This window comes from Haloarcula sp. CGMCC 1.2071, from assembly GCF_037078445.1.
Classification (GTDB): domain Archaea; phylum Halobacteriota; class Halobacteria; order Halobacteriales; family Haloarculaceae; genus Haloarcula; species Haloarcula amylolytica.
Window position 1 is genome coordinate 412,430 of record NZ_JAYMGY010000003.1, and the last position, 16,671, is coordinate 429,100.

Annotated in this window: 21 protein-coding genes; 13 read left to right on the top strand and 8 right to left on the bottom strand. The window is 65.3% G+C overall.

Annotation, left to right across the window (positions count from 1 at the left end; all coding sequences use genetic code 11):
- Positions 1 to 8: 8 nt before the first annotated feature.
- Positions 9 to 491: a GtrA family protein gene (locus VI234_RS09485; RefSeq protein WP_014039682.1), complete on the bottom strand. Its 483-nt coding sequence runs from the start codon at positions 489 to 491 to the stop codon at positions 9 to 11.
- Positions 491 to 1,258, bottom strand: a complete 768-nt coding sequence (locus VI234_RS09490; protein ID WP_336329838.1) for a glycosyltransferase — start codon at positions 1,256 to 1,258, stop codon at positions 491 to 493. Before VI234_RS09490 ends, VI234_RS09485 begins: the two co-directional genes overlap by 1 nt.
- A 117-nt stretch (positions 1,259 to 1,375) precedes the next feature.
- Between VI234_RS09490 and VI234_RS09495 the strand changes: the two genes are divergently transcribed.
- A complete protein-coding gene (locus tag VI234_RS09495; RefSeq protein WP_336329839.1) occupies positions 1,376 to 3,694 on the top strand; it encodes a DUF2298 domain-containing protein in 2,319 nt (772 codons plus the stop codon).
- A gap of 57 nt (positions 3,695 to 3,751) precedes the next feature.
- Here VI234_RS09495 and VI234_RS09500 read toward each other — a convergent pair whose 3' ends face one another.
- Complete coding sequence (locus VI234_RS09500) at positions 3,752 to 4,024, bottom strand: HAH_0734 family protein (protein ID WP_004593652.1); 273 nt, start codon at positions 4,022 to 4,024, stop codon at positions 3,752 to 3,754.
- A gap of 186 nt (positions 4,025 to 4,210) precedes the next feature.
- Between VI234_RS09500 and VI234_RS09505 the strand changes: the two genes are divergently transcribed.
- From VI234_RS09505 to VI234_RS09535, 7 genes are all read left to right on the top strand, one after another.
- Positions 4,211 to 4,477 (top strand): hypothetical protein, encoded by a 267-nt coding sequence (locus tag VI234_RS09505; RefSeq protein ID WP_336329840.1) that lies wholly within the window; start codon positions 4,211 to 4,213, stop codon positions 4,475 to 4,477.
- A 128-nt stretch (positions 4,478 to 4,605) separates the two neighbouring features.
- The gene (locus VI234_RS09510; RefSeq protein WP_004593654.1) at positions 4,606 to 4,884 is read left to right on the top strand and encodes a 50S ribosomal protein L44e; all 279 of its coding nucleotides are present in this window, start codon (positions 4,606 to 4,608) and stop codon (positions 4,882 to 4,884) included.
- A 2-nt stretch (positions 4,885 to 4,886) separates the two neighbouring features.
- Positions 4,887 to 5,060, top strand: a complete 174-nt coding sequence (locus VI234_RS09515; RefSeq protein ID WP_004518703.1) for a 30S ribosomal protein S27e — start codon at positions 4,887 to 4,889, stop codon at positions 5,058 to 5,060.
- 1 nt (position 5,061) lies between these two features.
- Positions 5,062 to 5,862 carry a translation initiation factor IF-2 subunit alpha gene (locus VI234_RS09520; RefSeq protein WP_008310540.1) on the top strand — a complete coding sequence of 267 codons (801 nt, stop codon included), beginning with the start codon at positions 5,062 to 5,064 and terminating at the stop codon, positions 5,860 to 5,862.
- A 30-nt stretch (positions 5,863 to 5,892) separates the two neighbouring features.
- Positions 5,893 to 6,075, top strand: a complete 183-nt coding sequence (locus tag VI234_RS09525; protein ID WP_336329841.1) for an RNA-protein complex protein Nop10 — start codon at positions 5,893 to 5,895, stop codon at positions 6,073 to 6,075.
- Positions 6,076 to 6,080: 5 nt separating this feature from the next.
- Positions 6,081 to 6,839, top strand: coding sequence for a proteasome assembly chaperone family protein (locus VI234_RS09530; protein WP_008310544.1), 759 nt, complete (start codon positions 6,081 to 6,083; stop codon positions 6,837 to 6,839).
- Between the two features lie 97 nt (positions 6,840 to 6,936).
- Positions 6,937 to 7,560 carry a J domain-containing protein gene (locus VI234_RS09535; RefSeq protein WP_008310546.1) on the top strand — a complete coding sequence of 208 codons (624 nt, stop codon included), beginning with the start codon at positions 6,937 to 6,939 and terminating at the stop codon, positions 7,558 to 7,560.
- Between the two features lie 108 nt (positions 7,561 to 7,668).
- On the opposite strand, the gene VI234_RS09540 is transcribed toward VI234_RS09535, so the two are convergent.
- Complete coding sequence (locus VI234_RS09540; RefSeq protein ID WP_336329842.1) at positions 7,669 to 8,559, bottom strand: universal stress protein; 891 nt, start codon at positions 8,557 to 8,559, stop codon at positions 7,669 to 7,671.
- Between the two features lie 321 nt (positions 8,560 to 8,880).
- On the opposite strand from VI234_RS09540, the gene VI234_RS09545 reads away from it, so the two are divergent.
- The gene (locus tag VI234_RS09545) at positions 8,881 to 9,300 is read left to right on the top strand and encodes a universal stress protein (protein ID WP_336329843.1); all 420 of its coding nucleotides are present in this window, start codon (positions 8,881 to 8,883) and stop codon (positions 9,298 to 9,300) included.
- A gap of 95 nt (positions 9,301 to 9,395) precedes the next feature.
- On the opposite strand, the gene VI234_RS09550 is transcribed toward VI234_RS09545, so the two are convergent.
- Together VI234_RS09550 and VI234_RS09555 are read right to left on the bottom strand one after the other, a co-directional pair.
- Positions 9,396 to 10,409 carry an alcohol dehydrogenase catalytic domain-containing protein gene (locus VI234_RS09550; protein ID WP_008310551.1) on the bottom strand — a complete coding sequence of 338 codons (1,014 nt, stop codon included), beginning with the start codon at positions 10,407 to 10,409 and terminating at the stop codon, positions 9,396 to 9,398.
- An 80-nt stretch (positions 10,410 to 10,489) separates the two neighbouring features.
- Positions 10,490 to 11,662: a threonine synthase gene (locus VI234_RS09555; RefSeq protein ID WP_336329844.1), complete on the bottom strand. Its 1,173-nt coding sequence runs from the start codon at positions 11,660 to 11,662 to the stop codon at positions 10,490 to 10,492.
- Positions 11,663 to 11,745: 83 nt separating this feature from the next.
- On the opposite strand from VI234_RS09555, the gene VI234_RS09560 reads away from it, so the two are divergent.
- On the top strand, positions 11,746 to 12,999 hold the full coding sequence (locus VI234_RS09560; RefSeq protein WP_336329845.1) for an NAD(P)/FAD-dependent oxidoreductase: 1,254 nt from the start codon (positions 11,746 to 11,748) through the stop codon (positions 12,997 to 12,999).
- Positions 13,000 to 13,037: 38 nt separating this feature from the next.
- Here VI234_RS09560 and VI234_RS09565 read toward each other — a convergent pair whose 3' ends face one another.
- Together VI234_RS09565 and VI234_RS09570 are read right to left on the bottom strand one after the other, a co-directional pair.
- Positions 13,038 to 13,193 (bottom strand): hypothetical protein, encoded by a 156-nt coding sequence (locus tag VI234_RS09565; RefSeq protein WP_008310556.1) that lies wholly within the window; start codon positions 13,191 to 13,193, stop codon positions 13,038 to 13,040.
- A gap of 37 nt (positions 13,194 to 13,230) precedes the next feature.
- Positions 13,231 to 13,968, bottom strand: coding sequence for a metallophosphoesterase (locus VI234_RS09570; RefSeq protein WP_008310558.1), 738 nt, complete (start codon positions 13,966 to 13,968; stop codon positions 13,231 to 13,233).
- A gap of 81 nt (positions 13,969 to 14,049) precedes the next feature.
- Between VI234_RS09570 and VI234_RS09575 the strand changes: the two genes are divergently transcribed.
- From VI234_RS09575 to VI234_RS09585, 3 genes are all read left to right on the top strand, one after another.
- Entirely contained in the window at positions 14,050 to 14,817 is a 768-nt protein-coding gene (locus tag VI234_RS09575) for a DUF7839 domain-containing protein (protein WP_336329846.1), read from the top strand.
- A 46-nt stretch (positions 14,818 to 14,863) separates the two neighbouring features.
- Positions 14,864 to 15,019: a hypothetical protein gene (locus tag VI234_RS09580; RefSeq protein ID WP_008310562.1), complete on the top strand. Its 156-nt coding sequence runs from the start codon at positions 14,864 to 14,866 to the stop codon at positions 15,017 to 15,019.
- 436 nt (positions 15,020 to 15,455) lie between these two features.
- The gene (locus VI234_RS09585) at positions 15,456 to 16,619 is read left to right on the top strand and encodes a thiolase family protein (protein ID WP_336329847.1); all 1,164 of its coding nucleotides are present in this window, start codon (positions 15,456 to 15,458) and stop codon (positions 16,617 to 16,619) included.
- The last annotated feature ends 52 nt before the right edge of the window (positions 16,620 to 16,671 follow it).

The window sequence follows — 16,671 nt, forward strand, 5'->3', positions numbered from 1 at the left end:
CGCTATTCTCACTCGTCCGCGTGGACCTGCCAGGTGAAGATACTCTCGGCGACGTAATTGACCAGCATCGCGACTCCAATCGCGAGCGGGCTCGCAGCGATGAACCACAGATCAGTTCCGGCGACGACGAGTTCAACCGTCAGCCACTGCGTAAGCAGCCAGTAGACGGCGAGCTGTACCGCGACGCCGCCGGACCGGACCAGATGGGATTTCCCGAGCCGTTTGGCGAACGAACGGCGGCCGGTGTCACCCTGGCCGGCGAACGTCCAGTGTTCGTTGACCAGAAACATCACGAGGATCGCCGTCTCGACGCCGGCGGCTTTGGCCCACATATCGCTGACGCCGAACGCCAGGCCGAGTACGGCGAGGACCGTGTTGTCGCTGATCGCGCCGACGACACCGACGGAGACGAACTGGCCGAACCGGACGCCCGACACGAGTGACTCGAACCGGTCGGGAACGACGCGGCGAACCTGCTGTTCGATGTCCATCATCGGTCTTTCTCGACAAGGGCGGTTGGTTCGTCGAGGTGATCGGCCAGAGCCGTGTGGAAGCGATCATCGCGCAGTTGCTTCGACCGGTGACGGGCCGTCAGCAGTGCCTCGAGCAGGTCTATCGACGTCCGTATCGGCGACACCGTCGAGCCTGGCTTGTCCTCCCACTCAATGGGGACTTCTTCGATAGACAGGTCCAGCGCCGCGGTGATAGCTATCAGTTCGACGTCCCACGCGAACCCGGGTTCGTACAGATGGTCGCGTACACGCTCCCAGGCGGCCGCATCGATGGCTTTCGCACCACACTGATAGTCGTACAGCCGCGCGTCGAGCAACTGGCCGGCGAGCCACGCGAAGCCGTCGCCGAGGAACCGCCGGGCGAACGTCTGATGGGTGGCGACCGTCGCGTCCGGGTGACGTCGGGAGCCAACAGCGAGGTCCGTTCGGCCGTCGGTGACCGGGCCCAGTATCCGTTCGAGCGAGCGGACCGGTGTCGACCCATCGGCGTCGACGAAGGCCAGCACGTCCGTCTCCAACCGCTCGAATCCGGCGGTGATCGCTGCGCCCTTCCCGCGACGGTAGGGCACAGTGTGGACCGTTGCCGGGAGCGACCGGAGCTGTGCAGGGACGCCGTCTCGTGGCGCATCGAGTTCGACGACAATAGTCCGCGGATCGAGGGCATCGTCGATAGCGGCGATATAGGTCCCGAGCTGGTCCATGTCGGGACGGTAGGCTGGGAGGACAACCCCAACGGTCGGCGACATTGCCGAGTAATCGGACAGGCGGAAGTAAAAACAGTTCGAAGCTACCGGTCCCTAATCAGTCGATAAGTCCGGGAGCAACGAAAAAGCGTATAGGCCAGCGAACCGGTCCCTTCACTGATGGAATACGGGCTCCTCGCCTCCTGGCTCGCCCTCTACCTCCTGTTACTGTACGCTGGCGGGACCGTCGCTGGACTGCTGTTCCCTCGCTTCGCCGACCGCGGGCTCGCCTTCGGCGTCCCGGTCGCCGTCTCGATACTGTGGCTGGTCACCTACTTCGCCGGTCGCCTCTCGCTGACAGTCGGTGTCTGGCTCGGCGTCGGCGTTCTCGCTGTGAGTACGCTAGCTGTCTGGTGGATTGATGGCGGACCGAACGCTCGAACCTATGCCGAGACGGCCGGCGTCTTCACAGTCGCGTTTCTGTTCGTCGTCGGCATCCGCGCGCTTGACCCCGGGATCGTCCCCATTGGCGGCGAGAAGTTCCTCGATTTCGGACTGTTGCAGTCGCTCGTGCGGGCCGACAGCCTCCCGCTAGAGGACATGTGGTTCGCCGGCGAACCGGTCGCGTACTACTACGGCGGGCACCTCGTCGCGGCGATCCTCACCAGAATAACGGGAACCGCGGGACAGTTCGCGTACAATCTCGCGCTGGCGGGCTTCTACGCGACGCTTGTCACGGCGGCGTACGGACTGGCGGGCGCTGTCGCGAGCGAACGCGGTCTCCCACGACGACTGGCAGCCGGCCTCACGGCGTTCTGTGTGGGCATCGCGAGCAATCTGTCGACACCCGCCAAGTTCGTCATCTGGCTTCTGCCCGATGGATTGAGCCAGACAGTCGTCGAGCGGGGCGGTTACGAACTGGACGGCCTCGCATCGGGTCCGGACTCGTTTAGCTACTGGGACGCGAGCCGCGTCATCGAAGATAGCGCGGCCGATTTCGGAACATACGAGCCCGGCGCTGCGCTGGTCATCGACGAGTTCCCGCTGTTCGCCTGGCTCAACGGCGATATGCACGCACACATGATGAGCACGGGCTTTCTGTTGCTGGCCGCCGCGCTCTGTTTCAGCTACTACCAGACGCCGGCCGCCGAACGCCGCCGACGGGTCGCACTGCTGTTCGGCGCGCTCCCGGCCGTCGCCGGCATCATGGCCGTGACGAACACCTGGTCGTTCCCGTCGATGGGCGGGCTGGCCCTGCTGACGGTCACCGTCGCGCCGGCCGACCCGACGACGCTCCTGCCGAAGCATGTCGGACAGCGACTCCGGCTGAACGGGCCGGGCCAGGAGGGCGTCCGAGTCGGGATGGGGCTGGCCGTCGCTGGTGGCGTCCTCGCGCTGGGACTGCTCTGGTCGCTCCCGTTCTGGCTCGGCCCGGCGAGCGGACGCGAGATAGCGGTCCTGCCCGACCGAACCTCGCTGCTGGAGCTCCTGGCCGTCCACGGCCTGTTCGTCGCCCCGTTCTGGCTGTACCTGTACGCCCAGACCGGGCGTGCCGTCGGGCGGAGTACGGCCCGAATCGTCGGGCTCGTGACCGTGGGCACGGCGGCGCTCGCGGCCACGCTCGACGTCGCGGCGGTCGGCCTGCTCGCCCCCCTGCTGGTCGGCGCGTGGCTGTTCGCGCGCTCGCCGACGCTCGACCGAACCGTCGATGCGGTCCCGGCGCTGGCTGACGGCGGCGACCGACCCGTCGGCTTCGAAGCCGTGCTGATTCTCGCCGGTGCGGGCCTCGTTCTCCTCGTCGAGTTCGTCTTCGTCAGGGAGAACATCGGCCGGATGAACACCGTCTTCAAGACGTACATGCAGGTGTGGGTGCTCTGGGGCGTCGCCGCCGGCCCCGTGCTAGCGTGGCTGCTCACCCGCTGGCGGCCGACCGACGACCGCGCACGAGCGTGGGCAAGCATCGGCGTCCGTGCGTTCGTCGCCTTGCTCGTCTGTTCAGCGTCGCTGTACGGCGTGTTCGCGCTCTCGAACCACGTCGACACTGCGGACGACCCAACGCTTGACGGGCTGGCCTATCTCGACAAGGACCACCCCGAGGAAGCCGAGGCGATACGGTGGCTCGATGAGACGACGACTGGACGGCCGACTATCGTCACAGCTGCACCCGCAGGCTACGAGTGGGACGCCGAGGACGGTGAGGGCGCGAGCGCCCCGTCGAGCCTGACCGGACTTCCGACCGTCGCCGGCTGGACCCACGAGGCCCAGTACCGCAACGACACGGTGTACGACCGCCGGATCGACGACGTAGAGACGATCTACACCGGGGACGCGACCGAGCAGCGCCGTCTCCTAAAAGCGTACGACGTGCGCTACGTCTACGTCGGCCCCGCCGAGCGGGCCCGCTACGGCGACGTGACTGTCGACCAGCTACAGGGCGTGACCGTGGCGAAGCGAACTAACGGCGTCGTCATCTATCAGGTCCGACCGGAGTACTTCTGAAAAAGAAGCGGAGTACTGTGGGCGAAGGACGATTTTTCAGGGAGCGTTGCGGGCCGGTCAGGACTCGGCGTTCGGCGGTGCGCGCTCGCGGAGGACGGTGACGGCCTCGGCCTCGATGTCGTCCGTGTCCAGATGCATCGGGATGTACTCCTGCCGTTTGAACGTCTCTTCCTCGTCCTCCGAGCCGATGGTACACCAGAGCTGTGGTCGGTCCGGGCCGTGCCAGTCGCCCTGCCGCGAGACCGAGAACACCTCGTACTCCTCGTCTTCGTACTCGATGCGGCCGCCCTTTCGCAGCCCCGGGTCGCCGTGGATAATGAGCTTCTTCATGCCCGTTCCTTTGCCAACAGCGTACTTAGTGACTTCGAAGGCGATTGCGACACGACGCACTAGCCGACAGCGGGCGACAGGTGAACTACCTGTGACTAGAATGACCTTATACTCTTGCCGATAGTGTTTAGATGGTAAACATCCTGATAGCGGATATTTATATATCCGGAATAGCGACAGTCGTGTATGTTGAAACAACAGCAGCGGTCGTGCGAGCGGGCCTCAGTCGTCGTCAGCCCGATAGACGACGACGGACGGATGGAACTCCGGGACGTCGAAGCCGACGAAGTCTACGAGGTCGTGGACTACATCGACGAGGAACTGGCGATGAAGCTGGGGTCGCTCTCTGCTGGCGAAGCGGTGAATCTCGAACTGGTGGCCGGGGCAGACACGTCAGACGTGTTCGGCGCGGTCCGAATCGAGTCGACCGGTCCCTCCGCGCGGTTCCGGTAACGGTGTGGGATAGCTGTCGTAGCGCCGGTCACTCAGTCACAGCAGCGGGGAATCGAGCGCCGCACAACAGGTGCGAACCAAACGGGTTTTAAGCGGCCACGTCAAATCGCTCGGTAAGGCCGATATCTATGCAGATGCCACGACGATTCAATACGTACTGTCCGCACTGTAACGAGCACCAGGAACACGAGGTCGAGAAAGTCCGTAGCGGCCGTCAGACCGGCATGAAGTGGATCGACCGCCAGCGCGAGCGTAACTCCGGTATCGGGAACGACGGCAAGTTCTCGAAGGTCCCGGGTGGCGACAAGCCCACCAAGAAGACGGACCTCAAGTACCGCTGTGGCGAGTGTGGGAAGGCCCACCTCCGCGAGGGATGGCGCGCTGGCCGACTGGAGTTCCAGGAGTAACGATGGCAGGAAGCTTCATCACCGTCGAATGCCCCGACTGCGAGAACGAACAGACCCTCTTCGAGAAGGCCGCGAGCGAAGTTTCGTGTGCCGTCTGTGGCCACACCATCGCCCGCCCGACGGGCGGCAAGGCCGACATCGAAGGCGAAGTGACCGCCGTCGTCGAGGCCCGATAGGATGAAATACAGCGGCTGGCCCGAACCGGGCGAACTCGTCGTCGGCAAGATCGACGAGATCGAGGACTTCGGCGTGTTCGTCGACCTCGACGAGTACGAAGGCAAGCGCGGCCTCTGTCACATCTCCGAGGTCGCCAGCGGATGGATCAAGAACGTCCGCGACCACGTCAACGAAGGGCAGACAGTCGTTGCCAAAGTGCTTGACGTCGACGAGAGCGCCCAGCAGATCGACCTCTCGATCAAGGACGTCAACGACCACCAGCGAAAAGAGAAGATTCAGGAGTGGAAAAACGAGCAGAAGGCCGACAACTGGATGGAACTGGCCTTCGGCGAGGACCTGGACGACGAGACCTACGCCGCCATCGCCAACGAACTGCTGGCGGAGTTCGGCTCGATGTACGACGGGTTCGAGTCGGCGGCGATCCACGGCAACGACGCCCTCGAAGACGTCGACCTCTCCGAGGAGGAGATCGACGCCATCGTCCAGACGGCCCGGAACAACGTCTCCGTGCCGTACGTGCAGGTCACCGGCTACGTCGACCTCTCCTGTCCCGAAAGCGACGGCGTCGACGTGATCAAGGAGGCGCTCCAGGCCGCGGAGGGCAACGGCGAGGTCCCCGACGAGATCGAGCTCGAAGTGACCTACGTCGGCTCGCCCGAGTACCGCATCCAGGTGCAAGCGCCCGACTACAAGACCGCCGAGGACGCGCTCGAAGAGAGCGCTGACCGCGCCGCGAAGGTCGTCGAGCAACACGGTGGTTCGGGGCAGTTCCACCGCGAACGCAGCGAAGACGACGAGTAAGCCGGTTGTCGCGCCAGTGATTCACCATCGATGAAATCGGATATCCGCGTCTGTGCCGCCTGGGAATCCGAACACGACCGGCCGGTGTACACGCTGGGTGACACCTGTCCGGAGTGCGGACACGAGGCGGTCAACAGCGCACCCGCGCCGTTCTCGCCCGAGGACAGCTACGGCGAGTATCGACGTTCTCTTAAGCGCCGCAGCCGCGAATAAGCCGTATGGACGAATTCGACATCGAGCGCGTAGCGGACCCCGACCTCGACGAGCCGGTACTGGTCGAGGGGTTGCCCGGCGTCGGCCACGTCGGCAAACTCGCCGCAGAACACCTGCTGGAGGAGCTCGAAAGCGAGCTCGTCCGTCGCGTCTACTCGACGCATTTCCCGCCGCAGGTCAGCATCGATGACGGCCAGGCACAACTCGCCTGCGCCGAGTTCCACGCTGTCACCCCCGACGAGGGCCAGGACCTGCTCGTCCTCTCCGGGGACCATCAGGCGCAGGACAACCAGGGCCACTACGGCCTGACCGACACGTTCCTCGACATCGCCGACGAGTTCGGCGTCCAGCGGGTGTTCGCCCTCGGCGGCGTCCCGACCGGTGAACTCATCGAGGAGTACGACGTACTCGGCGCGACGACGACCGAGGAGTTCAAGGAAACGCTGGAGGACGCTGGCGTGGCCTTCCGCGAGGACGAACCGGCCGGCGGCATCGTCGGCGTCTCCGGCCTGCTGCTGGGCCTGAGCAAGCGCCGGGACGTACCGGCCAGTTGTCTCATGGGCGAAACATCGGGCTATCTGGTCGATCCCAAGAGCGCGCAGGCCGTCCTCGAAATCCTTCAGGACGTCATCGGGTTCGAGGTCGACTACAGTTCGCTTGAGGACCGCGCCGACGAGATGGAGGAGGTCGTCCGGAAGATTCAGGAAATGGAACAGCAGAACTCCCCGTCGCCCGCCGACGAGGACCTCAGGTACATCGGCTGAGTCGGATTGCCGTTCCCGTGTCTCGGTATTGGTGACCGCGGAGTCGGTGCTACCGGAGAGCGGGAATTTCTTTACCACTGGAGCCTAACGGGGGGGCGTGCAGACAGAACCGGGCGTCCTACCGGAGTGGCTGCTCCTCGGGCTCGTCCTCGGTGTCGCCGGAACCCTCGTCGTCGCCGGGCTGTTCGTCCTCGCCAATCGTGTGTTTCCGGCCGAGCGGCCGAACCGACAGGCGACCGACGGCGGAGAGATGCGACGCCGCGCGGAGCTGCGGGAGTACCTCACCGCCATCGACGAGCAGTTCGCCGAGAACCACTTCGTCGAGGGGCAACACGTCGCCTTCTACCTGCCGAAACGGGACGTGGCGATCACGTTCGACGCCCGGGCGTACTACCGCATCGAGCGGTCGCCGACCGTTCCCGTACTGGTCGAACACGAGATGCCGGGGGTCTATCTCGGCGCACGCCTTCCCTTCGAGACACCTGAAGTCAACCTCGGCCCGGACCCGGAGGAGGAACCACACCCGACAGTGCAGGCGTTCAGCGAACTGGGACTGACACAGAATGCATCACTGGACGACGTGAAATCGGCCTACCGTGAGCGCGTCAAGGAGGTCCACCCGGATCACGGCGGCAACGAGGACGAGTTCAAGCGCGTCAGAGAGGCGTACACGACTGCGAAACAGCACGCGTCCGGCGCGTCGAGACAGCGGGCATCGTAGGATATCAGACAGCGGTTCTCGAACGCGTTGTTCACCCGAGAATCGGTCGATAATCCAGCGGGTATCGCCAGGCGATGACTGACCGGAGGGCGCTACCCGACAAGCGTGTCACTGCATCGGGACACAACAGACCGGTACAGCCGCATTACGGACAACGGTCTCAGTGACGCTTCCGGTCAGATATCGCGTGAGGCCGGATCGACCGTGTGTTCCCATCGCGATGAGGTCGATATCGTGTTCCTCGCTGTAGGAGAGGATAGTGCGTGCAGCCGGGCCGCTTGCGATATTACCCGCGACACTGACGCCTGCATCCCTGGCACGCTCATGGACCGTCTCGAGTGCCTCCTGGCCGGTCTGCTCAAGCGCGTCGTGAATCTCGGCTGCCCCCTCAACGCCGCCGAAGCGACTCGTATCGACGGAATACATCGTGTGTATCGTCGCGTCAAACACCTCAGCTAGCGTGATTCCCCACTCGATCGCGAGTTCTGCGCCCTCGCTGCCGTCAGTCGGGAGCAGAACGTTGTCGTACCGCTGGTCGCCGATTTCGACGATGTCCCCGTCCGGCGTTACCGTGACAATCGGGACATCTGCGGTCCGGAGCGTCTTTTCTGCGACACTCCCGAGGACAACCCGTTCGAACCCTGTCCGCCCCTGTGTCCCCATACCGATGAGATCAATGTCGTGGGTATCGACGTAGTCGTTGATCACCTGAAACGGGATGCCCGACTCGACAGCGGTCGTGATTTGCCTAGAGAGATGTGCCCGGGCGAGTCTGGCGATGGAATCTACCGCTCGTTCTGCCTCCGCTTCGAGGAGACGCTCCCGGTCAGTCTGCCCGTCAGAATTCAGATCCGGTTCGATGTCACGGGAGTCAACCGCTGACAGTACGTGGAGGTCGGCACCGATTGTGGCAGCGAGATCGATACCTCGCCGGGCACCGATCCGTGCGCCGTCACTGCCGTCGGTCGGCACGAGAATCGAGTCGATCGTTCGGCTCATGGACACAGTTTGACAGGCTATTGATTTAACACTACGTTCGATTCTCACCACGAAGTAGCGTCGTTCATTCGAGAATCATCTTATGCCGCGTACGCGTGCTGCATCTCGCACGCCTCGTTCAACCGACACAGTACCCGACAAAAGCCGTAGCGAGATAGAAGATCACCACAGTAGTAATACGTCGCTTATCCTGATACCGTCGGCTGTAAGTCTGTGAAGAATTTCGCCACCTCAAGGTAGCGAATATCTTGAAATAGTTACAGCCAACAGTATGAGACAAGCGCACCACCGTTTTATCAGCCACCTGACCGTAGTCGGGATATGATCTCACAGATTCTCGTTCCGATGGACGACTCGGAGATGGCCCAGCGGGCGCTCGAGTACGCCCTTGAGAACCACCCTGGGGCGGAGATTACTGTCTTACACGTCGTGGGCGGACCGTCACCGTTGGGGGGAGCGGCCACGGCACTGGCTCTTTCGGAAGACGTCGAAGCGGCCGCGGAGGAGCGTTCGGAGGCGGTATTCGACGACGCTCGGGAGATCGCTGCCGAGTACGATGTCGAAATCACCACCGAGGTACAACTGGGACATCCGGCTCGGGCGATTCTGAATAGAGCCGACGACTTCGATGCGGTCGTACTCGGAAGTCACGGCGGCGCGTTGGCCGATCGACTGGTCGTCGGGAACGTCGCCCAGACAGTGTTCCGTAACTCACCCGTTCCAGTCATCGTCGCTCGGTGAGTGGCGGCGGCTGAGGGATAGACTGACGGCCTCACATTTGCCCCGTTTCCACCGGAATCGGTCCGGAGAAACACCGTCCCGGGTCGCGGGGGTGACTACGGCGTCACGACGAACTTCCCGACGCCATCGCGGTCCTGCATCGCCGCAAACGCCGCACCGGTCTCCTCCAGCGAGTACGTCTCGTCGATTTCCGGGGTGAGGTTGCCGTCGGCGACGAGCCCGACGAGTCGCTCCAGGTCGCCCTGCGTCCCCATCGTACTCCCGATGACTCGTTTGTGACCGAGGAACAGGTCGGGAATATCGATCTCGGATGTGCCACCGGCCGTCCGTCCACAGACCGCCATCCGGCCGCCGCGTCGGAGAACGTCCAGACCGAGCTGCGTGTACTCGCCACCGAGATGATTGAGCACGCCGTCGACGGTTCCGATGTCGGTGACCGCCGCTCGAATCTCGTCCGGGTCGGTGCTCTCGATGGCGTAGTCCAGGCCGAGCGATTCGACCCGGTTCAGTTTCGCCTGTGAGGACGAGGTCCCGACGCTGTGAGCACCGAGAACGGACGCGAGTTGCACGCCTGCGACGCCGACACCGCCGGTCACGCCCGGGATGAACACCAGATCCCCCGGACCGGCCTCAATCCGGCGGAGCATATGGAAGGCCGTCATGTAGGCTGTCGGGAGGGCAGCCGCGTCGACCGTCTCCACGCCGTCGGGGAGCCTGACGAGGCGATCGGCCTGCACGCGGGCCGCCTCGGCGAGGCCGCCGTGGTACAGCGAGAAGTTCTCACAGAGGTTCTCCGGCCCCTCGCGGCAGTAGCGACACGTCCCGCAGGTCTCGTTCGGGCAGAGGACCACACGGTCCCCGGGTTCGACGGCAGTAACGCCCTCGCCCACAGTATCGACGGTGCCGGCGACATCAAGGCCGCTGACGAACGGCAGGTCGTCCGTGTCGACCATCGCGGAGTCTCCCTCGAGAACCCAGAGGTCGTGGCGGTTGATGGCACACGCCTCCACGGAGACCACCGCTTCACCGCGTCCGGGTTCGGGGGTCGGTTGGTTAATAATCGAGACGCCGTCCGGCCCAGTGAGTTCACGGAACGCTGCAGTGCGCATCGGGCCTGTGTTGTGCCACGACGGGCTAAACAACACCGAATCGTGGGATGTTGTAACACCCCCGCATTTCGGCCGGTTGCTCAGATACCTTGGCTCATGAGGTGGCTGCGCAGCAGGTCCGCCTCCTTGCTCCCGGCGACGGGATTCACGAGGACCACGACATCGTTATCGTCGAAGGCCCCATCGTTGGCCAACGCTCGCGCGCCGGCGATGGCTGTCCCACCGGTCGCGCCGGTTTCCGGCCCCATCTCACAGCCATCGACCGCGCCGGCCAGGATGTTCTTGTCCGAGACGGCGACACCGCCGCCGCCCGAGCGGTCGAGCGAGTCGAGTGCCGCCGCGCCAGCAGCGGGGTCGGGGACCTCCAGCGGGCCGACGATGGTGTCGGGGTGCTCGATGGTCGCGGGTTCGTCGTCGCCCGCGCTCGCGGCGTCAGCGATGGCGGCCGTCGAGTCCGGCTGTGCGGCGTAGATTCGTGGGACTGAGTCCGTGAGGCCGCTGTCGGCAGCCGCCCGGAACCCACGTTCGAGGCCAACGAGAGTCTCACCGTGGCCGGTGGGGTGGACCACCGCGTCTGGGGCCGTCCAGTCGAGGTCGTCGGCCGTCTCGAAGGCGACGGATTTGGCTCCCTCGATGCGGAAGGGGTGGCCGGGCGCGACCGGGACCCACCCGTCGGATTCCTCGGCCAGTTCCTCGTCGAACGCCGAGACGGCGTCGTCGTACCGGCCCTCGACGACGCGCATATCGCCGCCGTGGACGTTCACCATCGCCTTATTGAGGAACGGGCAGCGCGAGGGGACGAATCCCTTCGATTCGATGCCCGCGCGGGCCGCGTAGGCGGCGTTGGCCTGTGCGCCGTTGCCCGTCGAGGGCGTCACGACGCGCTCAGCCCCGCGCTGCGCGGCGGCGGTGACCGAAAGCGAGAGCCTGCGGTCGCCCAGCGAGGCCGTGGGATTGCGCCCCTCGTCTTTGACGTACACCGAGTCGACGCCGAGTTCCTCGGCCAGGTCCGGAACCGGGACCAGCGGCGTCGCCCCCTCGCCGAGCGTCACCGTCGCGTCCTGCGGGAAGGGCCGAAGGGACTCGTACCGGCCCGGTCCCGTCGTGTCGGGCAGCGCTTCGGGCGTCAGGTCAGGAACGTCGTAGTCGCCGACGAGAACGCCGCCGCAGTCGGGACAGCGGTCGCTCGTGCTGTCGGTTTCCGCGCCACACGCCGTGCAGATGAGGCCGCGAAACGCCGCAGTCGTCTCCATGGTTCTCTCTGTGGACGGGACGACCAAGTGTGGTCCGGTCCCGCTTCAGCACGCTCTTGTCCCGGGCGGTCGAACTGGGAGGTATGACAGATGTCGTCGTCGCCGGCGGGGGGCTCTCCGGGCTAGTCGCCGCCAGGCACCTGGCTGCGTCGGGCCGAGACGTGACCGTCTTCGAGCAGCGCTCGGACGTTGGCGGTCGCGTCCGGACGACCCACGAGGACGGCTACACGTTCGACCGCGGGTTCCAGGTCATGTTCACCGCCTACCCCGCGGCGAAGCGCGAACTCGACATCGAGGCGCTGGCTCCGCGGACGTTCACGCCGGGCGCGACCATCGCCAGCCCGAACCACCGCTCAGTGCTGTCGGACCCCCTGCGGAACCCCTCGGCTGCGCCACAGACGGTGCTCAACACCGACGTTCGCACGGCCGACAAGCTCCGGCTGTTCCGGCTCCAGCGCGAGCTGGCCAACGTCGAGCCAGTCGAACTGCTCTCCCGGGGCGGAAAGACAATCCGGGAGTACCTCGCCGACTACGGCTTCTCACAGCGGTTCGTCGAGCGGTTCGCCGCGCCCTTTTACGGCGGCATCACACTTGACCGCTCGCTGGGAACGGACAGCAGCATCTTCGAGTACACCTACAAGATGCTGAGCGAGGGGGAGATATTCGTCCCAGCCGACGGGATGCAGGCGATGCCGCGACAGCTCGCCGACCGCGCACGCTCAGCGGGCGCGACCATCGAAACCGACGCGGCCGTGACGGACCTGGAAACCCACGAAGGCGAGGTCACTGCCGAAGTGGGCAACGAGACGGTGACGGCCGAGAGCGCCGTCGTTGCGACGGACCCGCGAACCGCGGCGGAGTTGACGGACATCGACGCCATTCCGACCGAGCCGGTCGGCTGTGTCACCCAGTACTTCGCGCTCCCGACGAATCGCGCACCGACGACCGGACAGCGCATCATCCTCAACGCGGCGGACGACCGGCCGAACACCGTCGCGCCGCTGTCGGCGGTCGCCAGCGAGTACGCCCCCGCCGGCATGGAATTATACAGTGCCACGTTCCTCGGGACGCCGGCGGAAGACGACGCGGAACTGGCCGCAGCGGTCCGGGATGCGCTTCGGTCGTGGTATCCGAACGCGAGCTTCGAGGCGCTGGAACTGCTCCGGACCGACCGCGTCCCGTTCGCGCAGTTCGCCCAGCCGCCGGGGTATCGGGACTCGCTTCCGGACCCGACAGCGCCGGACGGGAACGCCGTCTTGGCCGGCGATTACACCCGCTGGTCGTCGATACAGGGCGCGCTGGAAAGCGGTAAGGTCGCCGCTGATCTGCTTCGATAAGGAAAACGCCGATACGACTGCAGGAAGGGAACGGCGGCCTATGCGGCCGGACCGCCGCTATTCGTGTTTCCCTCGTGGTCGTGTCCCTCCCCTTCGAGGACTTCCGAGACGTACTTTATCGTCGCGAAGTACAGCAGCAGTAGCGAAAGCAGCGTAATCGCGATGAGACCCAGCGCGATTTCTGTCTGAACCATGTTCCAGCGTCCACCGTCGCAGGCCAAATATTTACCGTTATAACATTCGACGGAACTCACCCAGCGGCGGGAACGACAGGGTCTCCCGCCCGCTCTCGTCCCAGACGACCGGCTCAAGTCGGTCGGCGTCGGTGACGAGTGGAGACTGGAAGTCGCCGGCACGCATCTCGTTGACCTCGACGCCGGCGTTCAGCCTGTTGAACGACGGGAGCATCACCACGTCGCTGCCGCGGTACTGGCCGCTCCCGGCGAGATAGCAGGGCCGGCGCTGGCCCTCGATGGAGATGGTCGGGTGGTCGTGCCCGACGACGTAGCGCTCTGCGTCAACTTCGGGAGCCTCGTGACCGTGACAGACCACGGTATCGCCGACCCAGTACTCCGTCTCGGTCGGGCCGTCCCAGACACTGTCGAGCATCGTGTCGTGGTTGCCCGGCGTCACGACCAACCGCGCGCCGACTTCCTGACAGGCGCTCTTGAGCCCCGCCACGGTGCTCTCGACCGACCGAGGAACGGTCTGGAACGAGTGGAGGAGGTCGCCGGCGACGACGACCTCCTCGGGGCCGTGGCGCTCGACGAGCGACTGGAACCGCTGGACCATGTCCGAACCGGACCCGACCGGCAGTTCGAGATTCCCACCAGTACCCCGGCCGACGTGGAGATCCGCGACGACGAGCGTCTCCCCGAGCAGGAGCGCCCGGTCGTCGTAACTGGCTGTCATCGCCGTCCAGTCGGCGCTGGTGACGGTTATATTGTCGGTCACGGCGACGGGCCCCATCGCAGGCGGCCGGACCGCGGCCGAATGTCTCGGCCTGACAGTGTCGGTGGTATTTTTACCTGCGACTCCCGTGACTTCTGTATGGTCGACGTCCTGGAGAACAAGCGGGCCGCGACGCGGTTTCGGGTCCTCGTGGAGATCGCCGAGCGCCAGCCCGCGGTGAGTCAGGGCGAAATCGCCGACGCCGTCGGCGTGACGAGCCAGGCCGTCAGCGAGTACATCCGTGAACTCGTCGACGACGGCCTCGTCGAGAAGGAAGGGCGGTCGCGCTACCGCGTCACCAAGGAGGGCGTCGACTGGGTGTTCCAGTCCGCCACCGACGTGCGCCGGTTCGCCGACCACGTCACCGACGACGTGCTTGGCAGCGTGCAGGAGGACGCCGCCATCGCCACGGCGGACCTGGCTGAGGGCGAGACGGTCACGCTCTCGCTGTCGGACGGCCTGTTGCACGCCGACCCCGGCGGTGGCGACGCAACGGGCGTGACGACGACCAGCGCCGCGGAAGGCGAGGTCGTCGGGGTCACCGGCTTCGAGGGCGTCATCGACCTCGACCCCGGCCACGTCAGCGTGATACAGGTTCCGCCGGTCCGGTCGGGGCCGGTCGAGAACGTCGACGACATCGCCGCGGCCTGTGCGGACGTCCCCATCGTCACCGCCGCAGGCGTCGAGGCCGTCGTCGCGCTCCGCGATGCCGACATCGAACCGACGACGCACTTCGCGGCGGGCGAGGTGGCCGCCGACGCCGCATCTCGGGGACTCGATGCCGTCGTCGTCGCGACACAGGACACCGTCGGTCGTGTGACCGACGCCCTCCGCGACGCGAGCGTCGACTACGATGTGACGCAGTAACCAGCAAGTAGCGGGACTTTTCCGGTCGGCTACCGTCGGGACAGCCATGAGCGACCACGAGATGCACGAAGCCGTCGAAGCGTTTCTGAGCGAAGCCGACAACGCATACGACGAGTACGAGCAGGGCTACACCGACGCTGATGCGACGCTCCGGCGACTGGAGACGGCTATCGAGGAACTGCGGACGGCAACCGAGGATTGACCTCCTCCCACGCCTTCAGGCGCGGGATTCCCGCGGCACCGCACCGCTAGGTTGGGAGTTTCAGGTTTGTAGCCAGGTCGGCATGACCGGACTCCTGGCGGGGCCAAGCCGCCGTTACTCCTATCCCCGGTATGGGGATTCAGAGTTACCGTGTGTCGGAATCCACAGCCAGCGGCCCGAAAGGGATTCTTTTGGACGTAGCGTGGCCCGAATCCCGATATTATCCGTTTATCTGGGCGGCTGATCCGCCTCGGTGTGGTCATGCATACAGTGTCACCGGTTATAAAACTCCGGCTGAGTGAGGCTACAGGCGAAGCTGCCGGGTTGTCGGCTTCATCCACTCCCCTGAAGGGGTGGGCTTTCGCCTTGCTCCCGCTGTAAGACGCCGTCCATCGTCGGGCGAACAGTATTGTAGGATCAGGTTCATGTAGGCCGTATGACGGATGTGGTTCTGGTAGACGGCGCACGCACCGCACACGGTGAACTGCTGGGAGGGCTCGCAGAGCGAAGCGCGACAGAGCTCGGTACTGCAGCCGTCGAGGGACTGCTCGACCGAACCGGCGTCGACGAAGACAGCGTCGACTGGGTCGGCCTCGGAAACGCGGTGCAGGCGGGCGTCGGCCAGGTCCCGGCCAGACAGGTCGTCGTCGAGTCACCGCTACCTGACGATGTCGCCGCGACGACGCTGAACGAGGCCTCGGGGTCGGGACTGCGGGCGATCATGACCGCCGCCGACCGCATCGAGGCCGGTCGGGCGTCGGTGTGTCTCGCCGGCGGCATGGAGTCGATGTCGAACGCGCCGTATCTCGTGCCGGACATGCGCGGCGGCCGCCGGCACGGGAACAGCGAACTCGTCGACGCGATGATCTGGGACTCGCTGTGGGACAAGCACTACGACGCGCACATGGGCATGCTGACGGAGGAAATCGCCGCCGAGCACGACATCAGCCGCGAGGCACAGGACGAGTACGCTCGACGGAGCAACCACCGGGCCGTCGAGGCCATCCAGTCGGGGAAGTTCGCGGATGAGTTGGTACCCGTCGAAACGACGAACGGCCTCGTAACGGAGGACGAGGGACCGCGGCCGGACACGACAGTGGACCAGCTGGCGGCGCTCCCGCCGGCCTTCGAGGACGGCGGCACGATCACCGCCGGCAACGCCTCGAAGCTCTCCGACGGCGCGGGAGCGGTGGTGCTGGCCGACGCCGAGACGGTAGAGCGCGAGGGGCTGGGGCCGATGGCTCATGTCGAGGACTACGCCGTTTCCTACCGCGACCCGGCAGAGTTCTCCATCGCGGTTCGGGACGTCGTCGCAAAGCTCTTGGAGCGCAACGACCTCACCGTCGCCGACGTGGACCACTTCGAACTCAACGAAGCCTTCGCCGCCCAGATGGTGTACGTCGCCGACGAACTCGACATCCCCGCCGAGAAGCACAACCCGCTCGGCGGCGCGGTGGCGCTCGGGCACCCTATCGGAGCCAGCGGCGGTATTCTCACGACCACGATGCTGTACGCGATGGAGCGAGCGGATCATCACCGCGGTATCGTGGGGATGAGCGTCGGTGGCGGTGGCGCAATTGCGATGTCTGTGGTTCGCTAATGAACCGCCGCCATCGAAGTGAGTGAGCGTCGGCGGTGGCGGCGCGATTGCG